The sequence below is a fragment of the Archangium violaceum genome (genome assembly GCF_016887565.1).
In the GTDB taxonomy this organism is placed as follows: Bacteria; Myxococcota; Myxococcia; order Myxococcales; family Myxococcaceae; genus Archangium; species Archangium violaceum_B.
Genome location: NZ_CP069396.1, coordinates 4,004,509 through 4,023,528 on the forward strand (window position 1 = coordinate 4,004,509; position 19,020 = coordinate 4,023,528).

A 19,020-nucleotide genomic window follows, 5' to 3' on the forward strand; every position below is an offset into this window, starting at 1 on the left:
TGATGGGTTGCGAGCGGGACAGATAGGATGCGCAGCGCCTCAGCCTCCGATTCTGAACGCATCGGCGGGCGGACGCCCAACCACGGAGCTTCCGGAAGTGAAACGCCTCCAGGCCATTCTGCTCGCGCTGTGCCTCGCGCCAGTGTCGGCACTTGCCCAGAACCAGCAAGACCCGGGGCTCGGACTCGATCTGAGCGGTGATCCCAACAAGCCGCAGGAAGAGACCGAGACGAACGCGGAGACGCCCGCGGAGGAGCCGCCCCCGCTGCCCTCCACGGTCGCGGAGACGCCCCCCGACGAACCCCTCTCTCCGGCCGAGCGCGACGTCACGCTCGATGACCGCGTGAAGAGCGTCCAGCGCAAGGTGTACCTCAAGAAGAACCGCTTCGAGCTGGCGCCCTTCATCACCCTGTCGGTGAATGACCCGTACTACACGAAGGTGGGCGCCGCGGTGCGTGGGGCGTACTACCTGGCGGACACGCTGGCCCTGGCCGGGCGCGTCTCCGTGATGCAGGTGCTGCCCGAGGACGATGTGCGCATCGCCAAGAGCACCTTCGCCAGCCGCATCTTCTACTCGGTGCCCCAGTGGTCGGCCATGGGTGACGTGGAGTGGAGCCCGCTCTACGGCAAGGTGGCTTTCCTCAACTCCATCCTCCACTTCGATGCCTACCTGCTGGGCGGCATGGGCGTGGTGAACACCCAGGTGTCCAAGGACCGCGGTGGCCCCAGCCTCGCCGCGGACCTCGGTCTGGGCCTGCGCTTCGTGGCCCGTGACTTCCTCGCGGTGAACGTGGCGGTCATCAACACGTCCTACGTGGATCAGCCCCTCAACAGCAGCAAGGGCGCCACCCAGAACATCATGACCCTCAACGCCGGCATCTCCGTCTTCTTCCCGCTGAAGTCGACCGGTCGGGAGTCCGAATGAAGACCGCCACTCGTCGTCTGTTGCTCGCGCTCTGCCTGGCGCCCGTGCCCGCCCTGGCCCAGCAGCCGGCGCCCGCCGCGCAGCCGGCGCCCGCCGCGCCCGCCGCCAGGCCCGCGCCCTCCAGCTCCGGCTCCTCCGAGCAGGAGGCCGGTGACGTGTCCGAGGTGGACAAGGATCGCCTCGGCCCCCTGCGCGATCGCGTCACGCCCGTCTCCGGCCACCTGTTCCTCAAGAAGGGCCGCCTCGAGTTCAGCCCCTCGGCCACCCTGTCCGTCAAGGATGCCTTCTTCACCAAGTACATCCTGGGTGGCGTGCTGACCTACCACCCCACGGAGACGCTGGGTTTCAGCCTGCGTGCCGGCTATGCCATCCCCACGGTGGCGGGGGCCGCGCAGATCTGCACCTTCTCCGACAGTGAGGGCGGCACCGCCACCCGGGGTTGCCGCAGGCCCTCCTTCGAGGAGCTCAACGGCGCCGCCCCCGGGCAGCTCACCCTGACGGGCGGGCTCGACGTGCAGTGGGCTCCCATCTACGGGAAGATCTCCCTGCTAGCCGAGCAGTTCGTCCACTTCGACCTGTACGGCATCGCCGGCGCCTCCGCGGTGCAGTACATCGGGCCCACCCGGAACGCGGAGTTCACCGCTGGCGGCAACGTCGGCGTGGGCATGCGCTTCTTCCTCAACCGCTGGATGACGCTGCGCACCGAGTTCCGCGACCTCATCTACGTCGAGAAGGCCATCAACCCGACCACTACGTTGCGCAACCAGTTGCTGTTCGAGCTGGGTGTCTCCTTCTTCTTCCCCTCCGCCCCTCCCGAGTCATGAAACGTCTGCTCCGGCCTCTCTGCCTCGCCACCCTCGGGCTCACCCTGGCCTGGGCGACTCCCTCGCCCGCGCAGAGCTTCGAGGGCCTGGATCTCTCCCAGTCCGCGAAGAAGAAGAAGAAGAAGCCCACCCGCAAGCCAGCGCGCGGGAAGAAGCCCACGGCCACCCAGGCCCAGGACGATGACTCCGACTCGGATTCGAGCTCGGATGCCAGCGCTTCCAGCGACACGTCCGCCCCGGCCCCCGCTCCCGCCGACACGGGCACGGCCTCCACTCCGGCCGCCCCGGCCGGCGACGCCGCCTCGTCCACCCCCGCCATGGGGTTGGATCTGACGGCCGAGACGCCCAGCGCTCCCAAGGCCGCGCCCACCATGTCCTTCGACGCGGTGGACGTGTCCGGCAAGAGCGGTGATCGCCAGCGCCTGGACGTGGCCATCGCGCTCTTCAAGAACGAGGAGTACGAGAAGGCGGCGATGAGCTCCTTCGAGATGCTCCAGGACGCCAAGCTCGCCGGCCTCCACCTGGAGGCGCGCTACGTGCTGGCCAAGGCCCTCTACCGCATGGGCCTGTACCACTCGTCGCTGGGCGAGTTCTCGAAGATCCTCGCCGTCGGTCCGGAGACGAAGTTCTTCCGCACCAGCCTCGAGTGGCTCTTCTTCATCAGCCGCAAGACGAAGAACGAGACCGTCATCCTGGATGAGATCGCCAAGTACGCCAACCAGGAGTTCCCCGAGCGCTTCCGCAACGAGTTCCACTACCTGCTGGCCCGCTACCACTTCGTGCGTGGCAAGGCGCTGGACCAGGTGGGCCGCCCGGAGGACGCGGACAAGAGCTTCAGCGAGGTGAAGCGCCTGGCGCTGCTCATCCCGAAGACGGATCCGTTCTACCCGAGGACCAAGTACCTCGAGGGTCTGGCCTACTTCCGCTTCGGCAACCAGGCCAAGAACGCCGCCGAGAGGCGCGTGGACATCAACACCGTGGGCGCCATCGACGCGATGAAGGAGATCGTCCGCGTCACCCGCTCCACGGCCGGCCTGGACGCCGAGCAGGTCGCCTTCAACCAGAAGCTGCGCGAGCTGGCCTTCATGCAGCTGGCCCGTACCCACTACGGCATGCAGCAGAACCGCTACGCGCTCTTCTATTTCAACAAGGTGGAGCGCGGCACCTCGCAGTGGCTGGAGGCCATGTTCGAGGCCAGCTGGGCCAACTACCGCGTGGGCCAGTACGAGCAGGCGCTCGGCAACCTCATCACGCTCTCCTCGCCCTTCTTCCGCGAGGAGTACTTCCCCGAGGCGATGATCCTCAAGGCGGTCATCTATTACGAGAACTGCCGCTACCGCGAGTCCAGCCTCATCCTCCAGGACTTCGAGCGCACCTACCTGCCCGTTCATGATCAGCTCGAGCTGATCACCAAGAAGCAGATGAACGCCAGCGAGTACTACGGCGTGCTCTCCGACGTGCAGAAGAAGAACAAGGAGGGCCTGGAGAAGCAGACGGACGTCATCCTCGAGCGCATCCTGCGCCTGGCCCTCACGGATCAGGACCTCAAGAAGACGAACGACTCCATCCTCGAGCTGGAAGGGGAGATGGACGTCTTCGGGGAGAAGGGTGACACCTTCCGCTACTCCGAGCTGTCCAAGCAGCTGCTGGAGGGCCTGAAGACCCAGCGCACCGTCCTCATCGAGAAGGCCGGCACCATGGCCAAGGGCAAGCTGGAGACGGAGCTGGTCGGCCTCAAGCAACTGCTGGCCAACGGCCTGCGCATCAAGTTCGAGACCGTCTCCAAGGAGAAGGAGTTCCTCGAGGAGCAGCTCAAGGCCGGCGGCAGCGTGTCCGTCGTGAAGAAGTACCGCTACTCCGTGGCGGTGGCGGACGATCAGCTCTACTGGCCGTACGAGGGTGAGTACTGGCGCGACGAGCTGGGCACCTACCAGTACACGATGACCAAGGGCTGCATCCAGCGCGACACCGCGAACCGGACGATCCAGGCCAGCGAGAGCAACTGAGCCCGGACCCCAGGCGGCTCCCGCCACCCGGTGGGAGCCTCCCGGCACCGTCCTCCACCGGGGGCTGGATCCACTCGGATCCGGCCCCCTCGTCTTTCTACAAACCTGTAAGATGGTGCTCTCATGGCCACCAAGCTCGTCACCATTGCGTTCGACGTGATGGGGAGCGATCACGGCCCCGCGGAGGTAGTCAGGGGGGCCGCGCAGCTCTCGTTGGAATCACCTCACATCCACACGTTGCTGGTGGGGGACAGGGCTGTCATCGACAATGCGCTCGCCGAGACGAAGCACAACGGCGAGCGCATCTCGGTGCAGCACGCCTCCGAGCAGATCTCCATGGACGAGAAGCCCGGCGAGGCGCTGGCGCGCAAGCCGGATGCGTCCGTGTCGGTGGCGGCGCGGCTCGTGGCCGAGGGCGAGGCGGACGCGCTCGTGTCGGCCGGAAACACGGGCGCGTGCGTGCTGTCGTGTGCCCGGCACTTCCAGCTGCTGCCGGGAGTGCGGCGCGCGGCGCTGGCCTCGGTGTACCCGACGCGCGCGCGCCGGGGCGACAAGGATGATCCGTTCTCGCTCATCCTCGACGTGGGGGCCACGGTGGAGGCCACCGCGGACGACCTGGTGACGTTCGCGGTGATGGGGGCGGCGTACGCGCGCATCATCTCACGCAACGAGAACCCCAAGGTGGCGCTGCTCTCCAATGGCACCGAGCCCAACAAGGGCCCGCGCCAGGTGGTGGAGGCGCACGCGCGGCTGGCGGGCCTGCCGGGGCTGCAGTTCATCGGGAACGTGGAGGGCGTGGACATCCCCAAGGGCACGGCGGACGTGGTGGTGACGGACGGCTTCGTCGGCAACGTGTGCCTGAAGATGCTGGAGGGGGTGCACGAGACGGTGGTGGAGCTGGCCCAGTACGCGTACAAGGAGAGCCTGCGCTGGAGGGCCGGGCTGGCGATGCTGTCCGGTGGCATCCAGCGCATCAAGGACGTCACCGACTGGGAGCAATACGGGGGAGCACCGGTGCTGGGGTTCGATCGCATCTTCATCAAGGCCCACGGACGCTCGAAGTCGCGGGCCATCGCCAACGCGGGCAAGGTGGCCGCCAAGGCGGTGTCCCATGAGCTGGGCAAGGCCATCCAGGAGGGTCTGGCGCGGTGAGCCTGCCGGACCGCATCGATCCCAGGCCCCCGCGGCGCATCTACCGCTGGGACCTGGACAAGACGTACCTGCAGACGGAGTTCGACTCGCTGCGGGACCTGCTGCGCACGGCCTTCCAGAAGGCCCACGAGAAGCAGGCCGTGCCAGGTGCGTCCGCGCTCATCCGCGAGCTGGCGGCCAACGGGGACACGCGGCTGTGCATCGTCTCCGGAAGCCCCAAGCAGATGCGCTCGGTGCTGGAGGAGAAGCTCAAGCTGGACGGGGTGGTGTGGGACGAGTTCGTCCTCAAGGACAACGTGGGCAACCTGATGCGCGGGCGCTTCCGGGCGCTGCGCGGACAGGTCGGCTACAAGCTGCCCGCCATCATGGAGAGCCGCGCCAACGCGCCCGTGGAGGCCGAGGAGGTGCTCTTCGGGGATGACGCCGAGGCGGATGCCTTCATCTACTCGCTCTACGCGGACATGATCGCCGGGCGCGTGGACGAGCGGGTGCTGAACCAGATTCTCGAGGCTGCCGCGGTGTACCCGGACGAGGCCGAGCGGGTGCGCACCGCGTGGAAGAAGATTCCGGTGTCCGACCCCGTGCGGCGCATCTTCATCCACCTGGATCGGCTGACGCCGCCGGCGCACTTCGCCAACTACGGCCCGCGCGTGGTGCCCATCTTCAACTACTTCCAGGCCGCGCTGGTGCTGCTGGCCGATGGGCACCTGACGGCCCCGCAGGTCATCAAGATCGCCGTGGAGATGGTGCAGACGGCGGGGCACAACATCATCACGCTGTCCAACTCGTTCCAGGACCTGCTGCGCCGGGGCCTGCCGCTGCAGCATGCGGCCGCGGCGCTGGTGCAGGCGCTGGAGGGGCCCAACGCGCTCCTCCAGGCGCTGCGGCCGGTGCCGGACATCATCTCGGCCTTCACCAAGCGGCTCGCCGCCCTGGGGACGCCGCCGCCCCCGCCGCCGGTGCAGGCGGTGGACTACCTGGATCTCATCCACCACGCGCTCCCCCGGACGCACAAGGCGCGCAAGACGCATTAGGCGCGGGGCCTCGCGCGCGGGAGACACGGGAATGAGAGCCATCGTCACGGGCGCCAATGGCACGGTCGGCTCGCGGCTGTGCGAGTACCTTCGGCGGCTCGGTGTCGAGGTGGTGTGCTGGGACCGCGACCGCGTCCCGCTGGACGACTACTGGGCCATGGAGGGGTTCGTGCGCTCGGTGGCCCCGGAGGCGCTGTTCCACCTGGCGACGGCCTCGCGCCCCACGGGCCGGCCCAACGAGTCGTGGCTCGTCAACTACGAGTGGACGAGCGAGCTCGCGTGGATCTCCCGTCAGCTGGGCGTGCGGTTCGTGTTCTCCAGCACGGCGATGGTGTTCTCGGACCATGCCCCCGGGCCCTTCACGGTGGACTCGGTGCCGGAGGCGCCCGAGGGCTACGGGTACGAGAAGCGGCGCGCGGAGGAGCGGGTCTTCCAGCAGAACCCCGAGGCGCGCGTGGTGCGGCTGGGCTGGCAGATCGACGACCGGCCCTCGGGCAACAACATGCTCGCCTCGCTGGAGGCGCAGATGCGCGAGCGGGGCAGGGTGGAGGCGAGCACGCGGTGGTATCCGGCGTGCGCCTTCCTCGATGACACCGTGAGGGCCCTGCTGGCGCTCGCGTGGGCGGAGCCGGGGCTCTACATGCTCGACGCGAACGAGCGGTGGTCCTATTTCGAGATCGTCCGCGCCCTCAACGCGCGGTACGGCGGCCGGTGGCACGTGGAGCCCACGGAGAGCTTCGTGTTCGATCAGCGCATGATGGACGACCGGGTGGTGCTGCCCTCGCTCAAGGCACGGCTGCCGGAATTGCGCTGATGTTCTAGCGTCACTCCTCCCTCGCAGCCCCGGGAGTGACCGTATGCGGATCCTGAAACCCGTTGCCTCTCTTGTCGCCGTCCTCGCGCTGTCGGCCTGTGGTGCGCCCGACACCCAGGAGGAGCCGCTCGCCACGAGCTCCGCCGCGCTGACCTCGGGCGTGTCGCGGGGCTGCACCTTCTACGTCTCGTCCCAGCAGAAGCCGGGCACCTTCCCTCCCCAGTACGAGGTCCGCGTCAACCGGGTGGCCTCGTCCACGTGTGCCTGGGGCGGCGGGAGCGTGGTGATCGGCACCACGTACAACAGCCCCTCGCTGTCACTCGCGGCCAATGACCTCGGGGTTGCCGCCAGCTTCACGTACAAGGGGACGCCGAGCGGCTCCGCCGCCGTCGTCGTGTACGTCGACCACGTGGCGCCGGACACGCTGTCCATCGTGCGCACCACGGGCCTCGGCGCGATGAACCCCGGCTACGCGGGCTACGTGTACGGTGGGGAGCTGTCCATCCTGTCCGATGGCACCACCCTGGAGGTCCGTGGCACCAAGAGCGGCACCATCCCGGGCGAGACCGGCGGCGGCTCCAACTACACCGCCACCTACCCGGACTTCTTCACCAGCACCACGCCGCCCACCGTCGTGGCCTCCTGAGCCCCCTGGGCGCGAGGGGCGTCGTCATCCCCAGGAGAGCTCGTACTCGGTGTCGAGCGACTCGAGCGGATGCGCGCGCACCGTCAGTCCTCGTATCGCCGTGACCTCGAACGTGCCCTGAAGCGAGCCCTCCATGTAGGGGTAGGGGAGGATGTCGCGCGTGATGAGGATGACGGCGCTGGTGTGCCCCGTCCACCTCACCTTGCACGTTCCCACGTTCGTGGTCATCCGGTAGGCCGCCGGCAGATTCTCGAGCAGCCGCCGGGGCTGCCCGAGAATCTGCCGAAGCATGATCTGTCCCATGGAGGTGGTGGCGAAGCTCCTGGCCGACAGATAGCCCATCTGTCGCATCACCTCTTCGAAGTTCCGGCTGTCGTTGCTCAGGCGCCGCGCACCGGCATAGGACATGCGCAGCAGGGTGCTGACCGGATAGTTGAAGAGCGCCACGAAGCGCGTCTCCCCACTTTCGTCCAGACAGTGCCGCACCGTGGCCTCGTCCCCCAGTTGGCGTACCACCTCCAGCACACTGTTGAGGAAGATGCCGCGCGTGGTGTCCGCGGGTGTCACGTAGGTCAGCCGTCGCCGCAGCTCCTCCTCGGAGCCGAGAGAGTGCGAGCTGCCCGTGTCATCCCCCATGGCCTCCCCCTTGTCGCGAGTCTGTCGCCCCTCCTGGGAAGAGCGCCATTCCGCATGGGGGAGGATCCAGTGGCCACCCGTTCATGACAAGGGGGTTGTACGGGCTTATGTGGCCTGCTTCGCTTCCGGGTTCTCTTCGCCGTGCCCGGCGTGCGAGGCCGCGAGCTGGCCGCTCAGCACTGGCAGTGCCACCTTCACCGCCACTGTCAGCACCATCAGCCCGAAGGCCCATATTCCCGCTGTAATCTTCCATTCGGTGACGGTGGGCACGTACTCCACCAGCTCGTGCAGGGTGCTCGGGACGAAGCCGGGAATGATGAGGCCCATTCCCTTTTCGATCCAGACACCCGCGAACGCCAGCGCGCACGCCAGGTTGAGCAGCCACACGTGACGCCGCGTGGCCGGCAGGTGCACCACCACCGCCGAGGCGATGTTGAGCGCCACCGCCGTCCAGATCCACGGCACCAGCGCGTGGTGCCCGTGTGAACCGAAGAACAGGTAGCGCACCGCCGTGGCGTGCGTCCCACCCGTGTAGAAGGCCGTGAACAGCTCCGAGCCCAGCATGAACAGGTTGAGCAGCACCGTCACCCGCATCACCGACATCAGCGTGCGCAGCGGCCCCTCGCCGATGGGCAGCCCCGTGAAGCGGCGGATGGCCTGCAGCAGCACGATGACGAACGCCGGGCCCGTGATGAACGCCGACGCGATGAACCGCGGCGCCAGCAGCGCCGAGTTCCAGAACGGCCTGCCTCCCAGCCCGCTGTAGAGGAACGCCGTCACGCTGTGGATGCTGATGGCCCAGAAGATGGAGAGGAAGACGAACGGCAGGTACCACTGCTTGCGCGGCTTGCGCCCCAGGAAGCGCATGTAGATGAGATAGCCGCAGATGTGCAGGTTGATGAGCAGGTAGCCGTTCAGCACCACCACGTCCCAGGTGAGCATCGAGATGGGCCAGTTGAACCGCCCAATCCCCGGTATCAGGTGCCACGCCCGCTCGGGGTGCCCCATGTCCACCACGATGAACAGCAGGCACACGAAGATCGCCGCCACCGCGAGCAGCTCGCCAATCAGCGTGACGTCGTGCATCTCATGGTCGTGGTACAGGTACGCGGGGATGACCATCATCACCGCGCCCGCCGCCAACCCCACCCCGAAGGTGAAGTTGGCGATGTACAGGCCCCAGGACACGTGGTCGCTCATCCCCGTGAGCGCCATGCCCTCGGCCAGCTGGTGCGCATAGGCGTTGGCGCCCACCAGGGCGATCGCCGAGAGCACCGTCATCCACGTGTAGAAGCGCCAGCTCCCATCCGTGCTCATCCAGAGCAGCCGGCCGAGGAACCGCGGGTAGTCGAGCAGGTGACGGGAAGCAGCCATGGCTCACTTGTCGAAGAAGTAGAAGAAGCGTGGCCGCGTCCCGAGCTCCTCCTTGAGCACGAAGACGCGCTTGTTCTCGAGCACCCAGCGGATGGGGCTCTTCGGATCCAACAGGTTGCCGAACACCCGCGCCCCCGTGGGGCACGCCTCCAGGCACGCCGGCAGCCGCCCCGCTCGCGTGCGGTGCAGACAGAAGGTGCACTTCTCCACCACCCCCTGCGGGCGGATCCGGTTGGAGAGGTATCCCTGGTCCGGGTTGATCTCCTCGGGAGGAATCTCCGGCTTCGCCCAGTTGAAGCGCCGCGCGTGGTAGGGGCACGCCGCCTCGCAGTACCGGCAGCCGATGCACCAGTTGTAGTCCACCACCACGATGCCGTCCGGCTCCTTCCACGTGGCCTGCACCGGGCACACCTTCACGCACGGCGCGTTGTCGCACTGGTGGCACTGCACCGGCAGGTAGTACTTCCCCTCGGCCGGCACCGGGTGGTCGTAGTTCGCGTTCCCGTGCTCCAGGTCCAGGCTGCCCTGCTCCATCTCCAGCACCCGGATGTACGAGTTCCCCGTGCGCCGGTCGTGGTTGTTCTCCTGGTGGCACGCCTCGGCGCACTTCCGGCAACCGATGCAGATGCTCAGGTTGAGCGCGTACGCGAACGACACGCCCTCCTGCGGCGGCAACGCCTGGATGTCCACGTCGCGGCCGTACTTCCGCTTCGTCTCCTCCTTCAGGTGGACGAGCACCCGCGTCAGCTCGTCACGCGTCAGCTCCTTGTAGTGCTTCTGCAGGAACTGATCGACGCTCAGGTCCTGCGTCCACTCGGTGAGCGGTGCCATCGCGTGCGCGAAGGCCGCGGCCCCCAGCGTGGCCCCGACACCCTTCATCACGGTGCGGCGGGAGACGGTGTCACTCATGGCCTGTCGCCTCTTTCGTGTCCGGCTCGCCGTGGGCGGGCGGGTTGCGCGGAGGCATCACCGGATGCGCGCCCGCGTACTTCGGCGTGTGCGGGTCGTGGCAGCTCACGCAGTTGTTCCTCGTGCGGTCTCCCCGTGACAGGTCCCAGTACCCCGTCATCCCCCCGTGCGCCCCCGCCTTGAAGTCCCGGTACTGCGGGCCGTGGCACTGCGCGCACAGCGTCACCACCTCCGTCATCGGCAGCGGCTCGCCCGTGGCCAGGTGCAGCGTGCGCGGCTGCTGGGCCTGGTGGCACGAGGTGCAGGCGAGCTCCCCATGGCGGAACCGCAGGCCCTGGTGGAACTCCTTCAGCTCCTCGGGCCGCGAGGGCATGGGCTTCGTCTCACGCAGCGAGTGGCAGCTCTCGCACGACACGCGAAGCGGCCGGCCCAGCGCGTCCTTCTGGTCGCTCTCGACGGAGGTGAGCTTCGCCGGTTGGTGGAGGGTTTCCCTGCCCGTCGGTGCTCCCGGTGGCGGCTGGAAGCTCACGGGCTGAGCCCTCCCGCAGCCGCCCAGGGCGAGCAGCGAGGCGACGAGCGCCGGGCGCATCATTCTGTAGAGGTGGTTCTCCACGGAGGCCAGCGCAAAGCAGCGTCCGTGCCATCACGCTCCGCCCCTGTGTTCCGCTGGGAACTCGGGATGGGCATCCCGCTCGCCCGCGAAAAACCTGCATCGTTCGAACAACTTTAAGCGCAGGCTTTGCGCGCGCACCCGTGGGATGAGGGGCACGCCGGGGTGGTCCGCCTCTTGCTCCTGGGGGCCGTGTCCCCATGGACGGAGCCTGTATGCCCATCAGTAGCCTGGTGCTCACCCTCGATGCGTCGCCCGAGTCGAGGGCGCTCGCGCTTTCAGAGCTCGCTCGCGACCCGCGCATCACCCTGGGCCCGCCCGTGGAGGGGCGATGGCTGCCGGTGGTGACCGAGACCGCCAGCCCCTACGAAGGTGAGGAGCTCGCCGAGTCCCTGAGGGAGTTGGTGGGCGTGAGCTTCGTGGACGTGGTGATGGTGGATTTCTCCGAGGAGGAGCGCTGAGCCATGGATCGCCGGGACTTCCTGAAGGGTTCGGCCATGACGGCGGCGACGCTGGCCGCGAGCCGTCTGGCATATGGCCAGGACAGGGCGGCCGTGGAGCCGCCGAGCACCGCCCGTCAAGGCGGTGACGTGCAGTGGAACAAGGCGCCCTGCCGCTTCTGCGGCACCGGCTGCCACGTCCAGGTGGGCGTGCAGAACGGCAAGGTGGTGGCCATCGCGGGCGACCAGAAGGCTCCGGTGAACAAGGGCCTGCTGTGCGTGAAGGGCTACCACGTGGGGCTCGCTCTCTACGGGCAGGACAGGCTCACGACGCCGCTGCTGCGCAAGGGCGACAAGCAGGTGCCCATCAGCTGGGAAGAGGCGATCGACATCATCGCCCGCCGCGTGCTGAAGGACCCCAAGGGCTTCGCCCTCTACGGCAGCGGCCAGTGGACCATCCCCGAGGGCTATGCCGCCTCGAAGTTCGTCAAGGCCGGCCTGGGCACGCACAATATCGACGCCAACGCGCGTCTGTGCATGGCCTCGGCGGTGACGGGCTTCCTCGCCACCTACGGCGTGGACGAGCCCGCCGGTTGCTATGACGACCTCGACGCCTGCGACGTGCTCATCACCTGGGGCAACAACCCCGCGGAGATGCACCCGGTCCTCTTCTCGCGCGTCATCGACCGGCGCTCGCGCGGCGAGAAGGTCACCCTCATCGACATCGGCACGCGCAAGACGCGCACCAGCGGGTTCGCCGACCACTCCCTGCGCTTCAAGCCGAACTCGGACCTGGCGATCGCCTGTGGCATCGCCCACCTGCTGGTGGAGAACGGCACCTACGACAAGGCCTTCGTCGAGGCCAACTGCGCCTTCCGCGCCTCCAGCACCCCGCCCACCCTCGAGGGCAAGGCCATCTCCTTCGAGGAGTACCGCGAGCTGCTGAAGCCCTATACCCCCGAGAAGGTGGAGCAGCTCTCGGGCGTGTCCCAGAAGGACCTGCGGATGCTGGCCGGGCTGTTCGGCCGCAGGGACGTCCGCATCACCAGCCTGTGGTGCATGGGGCCGAACCAGCACACCCAGGGCACGGCCATGAACAGCCTGCTCCACGGGCTCCACCTGCTCAGCGGGCACTTCGGCAAGCCCGGGGATGCACCCACCAGTCTCACCGGTCAGCCCTCCGCCTGCGGCACCGTGCGCGAGGTGGGCACGCTCTCCCACGCGCTCCCCGGCGGCCGCGTGGTGGCCAAGGCCGAGCACCGCGCCCAGATGGAGGAGATCTGGAACGTCCCCGCCGGCCGCGTCTCCGAGAAGATCGGCTACCACACCGTGGAGATGTGGAAGCGCTTCTCCACGCCCACCGAGCAGGGCGGCGATGTCCACACCGTCTGGGTCCAGGTCACCAACCCCGCCCAGAGCCTCCCCAATACGCACAAGCTGGTGGACCCCAGCCGCAAGCTCGCGGACAAGTTCCTCATCGTCTCGGACGTCTACCCGACCGCCACCACGCGCATCGCCGACCTCGTGCTGCCCTCCGCCATGTGGGTGGAGAAGAATGGCATGGTCGGCAACTCGGAGCGCCGCACCCAGCAGTGGTTCAAGCTCGTCCAGCCCCCCGGTCAGGCCCGCGATGACGGCTGGCAGCTCATCTCCGTGGCCCACCGGCTGCTCGAGCTCGGCTTCGCCGGCATGAAGGACAAGGACGGCCGCTTCCTCTTCGACGTGAAGGGCAAGGACGGCAGGTCCGTGCCCATCTGGGAGTGGTCGCACTACTACGACGTCAACGTCGACGAGCACCTCTTCGAGGAGTACCGGAAGACGACCCGCATCAAGCACAAGGACCTGGCGCCCTATCAGGAGTACGTGAAGGCACGCGGCCTGCGCTGGCCCGTGGTGCAGCAGCCGGACGGCAGCTGGCGCGAGACGCGCTTCCGCTTCTCCGGCTTCGACGACCCGTACGTGAAGAAGGGCCGCGACATCCAGTTCTACCACTCGACCTCGCACGACGACCGCGCGCAGATCTGGTTCCAGCCCTACGAGCCTCCTCCCGAGTCCCCCGACTCCGAGTACCCCTTCTGGCTGTGCACCGGCCGCGTCATCGAGCACTGGCACACCGGCTCGGTGACCATGCGCATTCCGCAGCTCCGGCGCGCCATGCCCCAGGCGTACGTGGAGATGAACCGCGCCGATGCCCGGAAGCTCGGCGTGGACAACGGGGACCTGGTGACGGTGGAGACCCGCCGCGGAAAGCTCGACCTGCCCGTGTGGCTCGGCGGCCGTGGAGAGCCCGTCGAGGGCTCGCTCTTCGTCCCCTTCTTCGACGAGCGGCTGCTCATCAACGAGCTCACGCTCGACGCGCACGACCCGTTCTCCAAACAGCCCGACTACAAGAAGTGCGCGGCCCGTGTGCGCCGGCGTGAGCGGGTCGCGGAGAAGCAGAAATGAGCGCCGCGGGCGAACAGTCGGGTGGGCTCGGGGCCCGCTGGCTCCAGGTGGGAGCCGCCGTGGCGGTGGCGCTCGCGGCCACCGGGTACTTCGCGGGCCTGCGCGCCCCGGAGATGCCCGAGCGTCCGGCGGCCTCCGATCCGCACGCGCAACGCGCCGAGCGCGCTCCGAGCTACAGCGAGCTTCGCGAGCAGCGGCGCGGTGACAACGCGCGCATGTATGAGGGCGCCATCGCCTCGCTGGCGGAGGCGGACTTTCCGGTGAAGCCCCTGCCCGTGGCCACCCCCGAGATGCGCGCCGAGGCCGTGGCCCAGCGGAAGACCCACCGCGCCTATGACGGCGCGCCTCCCACGATTCCTCATGAGATCGACCAGCGCGAAGTCCCCGGCTGTCTGGCCTGCCATGGCGAGGGGATGAAGCTGGGCACCCGCGTGGCTCCGAAGATCAGCCACCCGCCGTACCAGAGCTGCACGCAGTGCCACGTGGTGGGGGAGTCGCCCCGCCCCCTGGCGCAGTACAAGGACGTCCCGGGGAATGGTTTCGTCGGACTGGTCTCGGGAGAGAAGGGCGCTCGAGCCTGGCAGGGGGCTCCACCGACCCTGCCTCACCCCACGCTCATGCGGACCGACTGCACGAGCTGCCACGGCCCCAGGGGTCTCCCCGGGCTGCGGACCTCGCACCCGGAACGGCAGAACTGTCAGCAGTGCCATGGGTCCTCCGCACTGCTCGACCAGCGCCTCCCGGAGGACTCGGGCGCGGGGGCTCCCGGACAGCCACCCGGTGGCGTGGCGATGGAGGCCAGGCCTTGAGCGCTCGAACTGAAATCAGCCGCCGTGCGCTCCTCGGGTTCCTTCGGAAGAAGGAGGCGCCTGCGTCTTCTCCAGAGCCTGTTCGTGCTCCCTCGCCCGCCGTGTCCGAGCCCGCGCCGGGAGCGGGCTTTTCGCTCGAGGCGTTCTATTCCTCCCGTGCGCTGTCGGGTGAGGCGACCGGGACGAGTCTCCCCGTCTTCTCCCTCCGCGAGGGGCTCGCCGTTCCCCAAGAGGGTGTCAGCCGCATCGAGATGGCTCCGCTCGCGCCGGCCGCGGGGGCTCCCGTTCCCGGGATGACCGTCCGGGTTCGGCCTCGGTTCTGCCTCGCCTGGCAGGGCTCGTTCTGCAGCACCTGCTCCGAGCGCTGTCCCGTCGAGGGCGCCCTCGCCGTCGAGCTGGGCCGCCCTCGCGTCGTGGAAGAGCGATGCAACGGGTGCGGCCTCTGCGTCCAGGTGTGCCCGGCTCCGCTCAACGCCTTCGAGTTCCTTCCCTCCGCACCGCGGGTCCCCACTTCATGACAGCTGGTCTCCGCCTCGCGAACGCCGCCCCCGAGGACCCGTCTCTCCCCCAGTTGCAGGATGCGATCCTCGATGCGGAGACACTGGAGCAGCTCTTCCGTGACATCCAGCGCTGCACCGTGGTGAGCGAGGTGCTCCTCAAGGGCGGGGCCCTCGCCATGGCCTCCGAGAAGTCCGTTCCGCTCGACGAGGCCCTGGCCGCTCTCCGCGAGGCGCGGGTGCTCGGTGTGCAGATCCGCTACTGGTACGACGGGGCGAACTGGTGGGACACCCTCATGCGCACGCCCAAGGGCGTCCGGCTCATCCGCATCCAGCACCGGCTGACGGGGTAGGGCGGTTTCAGGCCCCGGAGGCCTCGTCTGTCGCGGGTGCCGCGTAGAGCTCCGGATGCAGGAAGGGCATCAGCGCGCACGCCAGCGGGCCCTGCCACATCTCGGCCCGCGTGAAGAGCCCGTTGGTCAGGATGCCCACCGCCCCCAGTTTCTTCTTGCTCTCGTTGCGGCCAGACACCTGGTCCATCACCGGCCCCAGTTCCTCACCGCGCAGCACCCGGGCCACCGCGACCGGAGGAAGGGGAAAGCGCACGCCCCAGGTGAGGTTCTCCCGGCCTCCGGCCTCCACCACGGCCACGCAGTTGATGAGGCTCCCGTCCGGGTCCACGCCCCCCTCCAACCCCATTCCCATCCGTGCTCCCTCGACCGCCCCGAGCGCTGCTCGTGCCCGGTTGCGCGCCCCCGTTGATGTCTGGTCCGGTCCGATGGGTTGTTCCGGCACTCCGCTGGGCACCTCGATCGGCACCAACGTGCACCCAGGGAAGGCCCTCTCACAGATGGTTTGCGCGGCCGTCGTCTTGGCCGGGTTCGTCGAGCCAATGGCGATGATGAAGGACATGGGGCTCAGTGTTCTCCTGAGGGTGGAACAGGGGGACGGATACCCTCACCCTAGCCCTCTCCCAGGGGGAGAGGGGACATACACGGGCTCAACCCAGCACTCCTCGGGGCGTCAGGGGTTGGTCTCTTGGGAGCATTCCTTCTTCCTGGAACCAGCGCAGTGCTTCCCGGATACCGAGCCTCACAGGTCGCGGTCGGTAGCCGAGTTCCCTCATCGCCTTCCCCGAGGACTGGTACGCAGGTAATGGCAGCGCCTGCAGGAAGGCCGTGTTCATGTGCTGGAAGAGGTCCGGGGACAGGCGTCCCACCACGTCTCCGAACCGTCCCACCGCCTTCACCACCCCGTCCGGTAGTGGCACCGCCGGTGCTGGCACCCCCGCCTCTTCCGCGCAGACAGTCAGGAATTCGCGGAAGGTCAGGTTCTCCCCACCCAGGATGTAGCGCTCCCCCGGGCGGCCCTTTTCCATGATGAGTTGGAGCCCCCGTGCCACGTCCTGCGCGTTCACCACGTTGATGCCGCCGCTCGGGTACACCCGGACGATTCCCTTCGCCACCACCCGCAGCAGCTCCCCCGTGGACGGCCTCACATCGTACGGGCCGAGGACGAAGCCCGGATTGCCCGCCAGCACCTCCAGCGTCGGCCCCGAGGCCTCCAATGCCAGGCGCTCCGCCTCCCGCTTGGACTCGTGATACGGGTTGTCCCCCTCGTAGTTGTAGAGCGTCTCCTCGGTCGCCGGCTCGGCCAGCGTCCCATGGCCCACCGCCGCCACGCTCGACACCAGTACGACCCGCCGTACACCCGCCGCCCGCGCCGCATCCAGAACGTTTCGCGTCCCCTGGGTGTTAAGGCGGGAGACGTCCTCCCGAGTAAAGGGATCGAACCGGACGATGCCCGCCACGTGGTAGACCCGCCCCACCCCCTTCATCGCCCCCCGCAACGACTCCGTGTCCAGCACGTCGCCGAGCACCTCGTCGTAGCTCAGCCCGCGCAGACCCCTCCGGTCGCTGCGCTCCCGGACGAGCAGACGGGGGCGCTCCCCCTGCCCACACAGCAGGTGGGCCAGGTTGGCCCCCACCAACCCTGTTCCTCCCGTCAACAATGTCTTCATGTGCTACTCCCTCCCGGGAGGATGCGCTATAGGTCGTACCCCTTAGATTCGCCCCCCCACGGGGCGTCAACCGCGAGATGACGCGAGACTCCACTGACACACCGCCTGTCGGCGGACCCACGCTCCAGCCTGCGCCCGATGACGCGCGCGAGGTTGCTGTCTCCGAGGCCGAGTCCCTGGACTCCCTCGAGATGTTGCCGGTCCCCGAGCCCGCGGAGGAGACCCAATCCCCCATGTCCGCCCTGCTGGAGACACTTCCCCAGGACACCCTCTCCGAGTCCAACTCCGAGCTCTTCTCCCACCCCTCCCCCTCCGGCCCTCCCCCCGAGATCGACCCCGACAAGCTCGATCCGGATGCCCTCAAGGTCATCCACCGCCTCCACTCCCATGGCCACCAGGCCTACCTCGTGGGGGGCTGCGTGAGAGATCTGCTCCTGGGCCGCACGCCCAAGGACTTCGACATCGCCACCAGCGCCCACCCCGGCGAGGTGCGCGCCATCTTCCGCAACTGCCGCCTCATCGGCCGGCGCTTCCGGCTCGCTCACATCTACTTCAAGGGCGGGAAGATCATCGAGGTCTCCACCTTCCGCGCCAACCCCACCGAGCTCGACGCCTCCAATCCCGAGAACGGCTCCGAGAACGGCGAGGAGGAGGGCTCCGAGACCGAGGAGTCCCAGGATCTCCTCATCACCCACGACAACGTCTTCGGCACCGCGGAGCAGGACGCCCGGCGCCGTGACTTCACCATGAACGGCCTCTTCTACGACGTCGCCGAGGGCCGGGTGATTGACTACGTGCGTGGTCGGCGTGACCTCGACGAGCGCTACATCCGCACCATCGGCGACCCGGAGATCCGCATGCGCGAGGATCCGGTCCGCATCCTCCGTGCCGTGCGCTTCTCCGCCAAGCTGGGCCTGGACATCGAGTCGCGCACCTACGCCGCCATGGAAGGTGCCGTCGAGGACCTGCCTCGCTGCGCCCCCGCCCGCCTCCTGGAGGAGACCTTCCGCCTCATCCGCGGCGGCGTGGCCGCCCCCTGCCTGAAGCTGCTCGCCGCGCTGGACGCGCTCAAGGTCCTGCTCCCGCCCGTGGCCGCCTACTTCAAGCAGCATGGCCGCCGCGGCCGGGACACCTTCTACGCCTACGTCGAGGCGCTCGACCGGCGCGTGTCCTCCGGCGAGCCGCTGGATGACGCCATCCTGCTCGCCGCCCTGCTGGTGCCCATCGCTCAGGCCTCGCCCATCGTCGAGAGCCAGGACCCCGCCGGCCGCCCCTCCGTGGCCCAGGCCATCGAGGATCTGCTCGCCGAGTTCGTCCAGACCGCGCGTCTGCCTCGCCGCATCGCCGAGCGCTGCCGGTTGCTCCTCATCGCCCAGCGGACACTCTCCGGCGAGCGTCGCCGCCGCACCGGTGCCTTCCGCCGCCATCCGCTGTTCAACGACGCGCTCATCGTCTTCGAGATCTCCGTCCAGGCCACCGGCCAGCACCGCGACGTGCTCGAGGCGTGGAAGCGTGGCGAGCTACCTCCCCTCAAGCCCTCCGAGGGCTCCACCGAGGGCGGCGAGGCCCCCCGCAAGCGCCGCCGCCGCCGCCGCCGCAGTGGTCGCAAGGCCGGGGCAGGGGAGAGCGGTTCTTCCTCTTCGCCGGGTGGGGCCGAGGCCTCCTCCTCCTCCGGAACGGTTGTTGAGCAGGACTCGGGTGACTCAGGAGACGCTGGCGAGGTCGACGAGGAGTCCGAGCTGGGTGCTGAGTCGGGTGATGATTCTGGCGACGATTTCGGCGCCGGGTCCGAGACGGATTCCGAGTCCGACGAGGGCTGACCCTCACCCCAGCCCTCTCCCAGGGGGAGAGGGGGCATACACGGGTTCAACCTGGGGCC

At 68.4% G+C, this 19,020-nt stretch carries 19 protein-coding genes; 13 read left to right on the top strand and 6 right to left on the bottom strand.

Annotated features, from left to right (window positions below; translation table 11 throughout):
• Positions 1-97: 97 nt before the first annotated feature.
• From JRI60_RS16560 to JRI60_RS16590, 7 genes are all read left to right on the top strand, one after another.
• On the top strand, positions 98-925 hold the full coding sequence (locus tag JRI60_RS16560; RefSeq protein ID WP_204226833.1) for an outer membrane beta-barrel domain-containing protein: 828 nt from the start codon (positions 98-100) through the stop codon (positions 923-925).
• Entirely contained in the window at positions 922-1,749 is an 828-nt protein-coding gene (locus JRI60_RS16565; RefSeq protein WP_204226834.1) for an outer membrane beta-barrel domain-containing protein, read from the top strand. Before JRI60_RS16560 ends, JRI60_RS16565 begins: the two co-directional genes overlap by 4 nt.
• Complete coding sequence (gene gltC, locus JRI60_RS16570; RefSeq protein WP_204226835.1) at positions 1,746-3,755, top strand: adventurous gliding motility protein GltC; 2,010 nt, start codon at positions 1,746-1,748, stop codon at positions 3,753-3,755. The genes JRI60_RS16565 and gltC overlap by 4 nt, the downstream gene beginning before the upstream one ends.
• 123 nt (positions 3,756-3,878) lie before the next feature.
• On the top strand, positions 3,879-4,907 hold the full coding sequence (plsX, locus tag JRI60_RS16575; protein ID WP_204226836.1) for a phosphate acyltransferase PlsX: 1,029 nt from the start codon (positions 3,879-3,881) through the stop codon (positions 4,905-4,907).
• Positions 4,904-5,941, top strand: coding sequence for a phosphatase domain-containing protein (locus tag JRI60_RS16580; protein WP_204226837.1), 1,038 nt, complete (start codon positions 4,904-4,906; stop codon positions 5,939-5,941). The genes plsX and JRI60_RS16580 overlap by 4 nt, the downstream gene beginning before the upstream one ends.
• Positions 5,942-5,972: 31 nt before the next feature.
• Positions 5,973-6,755, top strand: coding sequence for an NAD-dependent epimerase/dehydratase family protein (locus JRI60_RS16585; protein ID WP_204226838.1), 783 nt, complete (start codon positions 5,973-5,975; stop codon positions 6,753-6,755).
• Between the two features lie 43 nt (positions 6,756-6,798).
• Positions 6,799-7,401: a hypothetical protein gene (locus JRI60_RS16590; RefSeq protein WP_204226839.1), complete on the top strand. Its 603-nt coding sequence runs from the start codon at positions 6,799-6,801 to the stop codon at positions 7,399-7,401.
• 24 nt (positions 7,402-7,425) lie between these two features.
• Here JRI60_RS16590 and JRI60_RS16595 read toward each other — a convergent pair whose 3' ends face one another.
• From JRI60_RS16595 to JRI60_RS16610, 4 genes are all read right to left on the bottom strand, one after another.
• The gene (locus JRI60_RS16595) at positions 7,426-8,037 is read right to left on the bottom strand and encodes a TIGR02265 family protein (protein WP_204226840.1); all 612 of its coding nucleotides are present in this window, start codon (positions 8,035-8,037) and stop codon (positions 7,426-7,428) included.
• A gap of 105 nt (positions 8,038-8,142) precedes the next feature.
• Positions 8,143-9,411, bottom strand: coding sequence for a sulfate reduction electron transfer complex DsrMKJOP subunit DsrP (dsrP, locus tag JRI60_RS16600; protein ID WP_204226841.1), 1,269 nt, complete (start codon positions 9,409-9,411; stop codon positions 8,143-8,145).
• 3 nt (positions 9,412-9,414) lie between these two features.
• The gene (locus JRI60_RS16605) at positions 9,415-10,320 is read right to left on the bottom strand and encodes a 4Fe-4S dicluster domain-containing protein (protein ID WP_204226842.1); all 906 of its coding nucleotides are present in this window, start codon (positions 10,318-10,320) and stop codon (positions 9,415-9,417) included.
• The gene (locus JRI60_RS16610) at positions 10,313-10,912 is read right to left on the bottom strand and encodes a hypothetical protein (protein ID WP_204226843.1); all 600 of its coding nucleotides are present in this window, start codon (positions 10,910-10,912) and stop codon (positions 10,313-10,315) included. Before JRI60_RS16610 ends, JRI60_RS16605 begins: the two co-directional genes overlap by 8 nt.
• A 233-nt stretch (positions 10,913-11,145) precedes the next feature.
• On the opposite strand from JRI60_RS16610, the gene JRI60_RS16615 reads away from it, so the two are divergent.
• The 5 genes from JRI60_RS16615 to JRI60_RS16635 all read left to right on the top strand — a co-directional run bounded on the left by JRI60_RS16615 (position 11,146) and on the right by JRI60_RS16635 (position 15,474).
• Positions 11,146-11,391: a hypothetical protein gene (locus JRI60_RS16615; RefSeq protein ID WP_204226844.1), complete on the top strand. Its 246-nt coding sequence runs from the start codon at positions 11,146-11,148 to the stop codon at positions 11,389-11,391.
• Between the two features lie 3 nt (positions 11,392-11,394).
• Positions 11,395-13,815, top strand: coding sequence for a molybdopterin-dependent oxidoreductase (locus JRI60_RS16620; protein ID WP_239470554.1), 2,421 nt, complete (start codon positions 11,395-11,397; stop codon positions 13,813-13,815).
• Positions 13,812-14,624, top strand: a complete 813-nt coding sequence (locus JRI60_RS16625; RefSeq protein WP_204226845.1) for a nitrate reductase cytochrome c-type subunit — start codon at positions 13,812-13,814, stop codon at positions 14,622-14,624. The genes JRI60_RS16620 and JRI60_RS16625 overlap by 4 nt, the downstream gene beginning before the upstream one ends.
• A 101-nt stretch (positions 14,625-14,725) precedes the next feature.
• A complete protein-coding gene (locus JRI60_RS16630) occupies positions 14,726-15,142 on the top strand; it encodes a 4Fe-4S binding protein (protein ID WP_204226846.1) in 417 nt (138 codons plus the stop codon).
• A complete protein-coding gene (locus JRI60_RS16635) occupies positions 15,139-15,474 on the top strand; it encodes a hypothetical protein (RefSeq protein WP_204226847.1) in 336 nt (111 codons plus the stop codon). Before JRI60_RS16630 ends, JRI60_RS16635 begins: the two co-directional genes overlap by 4 nt.
• Positions 15,475-15,481: 7 nt before the next feature.
• Here the strand turns inward: JRI60_RS16635 and yjjX are convergent, their stop codons facing one another.
• Both yjjX and JRI60_RS16645 read right to left on the bottom strand, forming a co-directional pair.
• Entirely contained in the window at positions 15,482-16,033 is a 552-nt protein-coding gene (gene yjjX / locus JRI60_RS16640; RefSeq protein WP_204226848.1) for an inosine/xanthosine triphosphatase, read from the bottom strand.
• An 88-nt stretch (positions 16,034-16,121) separates the two neighbouring features.
• Positions 16,122-17,141, bottom strand: coding sequence for an NAD-dependent epimerase/dehydratase family protein (locus JRI60_RS16645; protein WP_204226849.1), 1,020 nt, complete (start codon positions 17,139-17,141; stop codon positions 16,122-16,124).
• A gap of 77 nt (positions 17,142-17,218) precedes the next feature.
• Between JRI60_RS16645 and pcnB the strand changes: the two genes are divergently transcribed.
• Positions 17,219-18,961: a polynucleotide adenylyltransferase PcnB gene (gene pcnB, locus JRI60_RS16650; RefSeq protein ID WP_204226850.1), complete on the top strand. Its 1,743-nt coding sequence runs from the start codon at positions 17,219-17,221 to the stop codon at positions 18,959-18,961.
• Positions 18,962-19,020 lie beyond the last annotated feature (59 nt).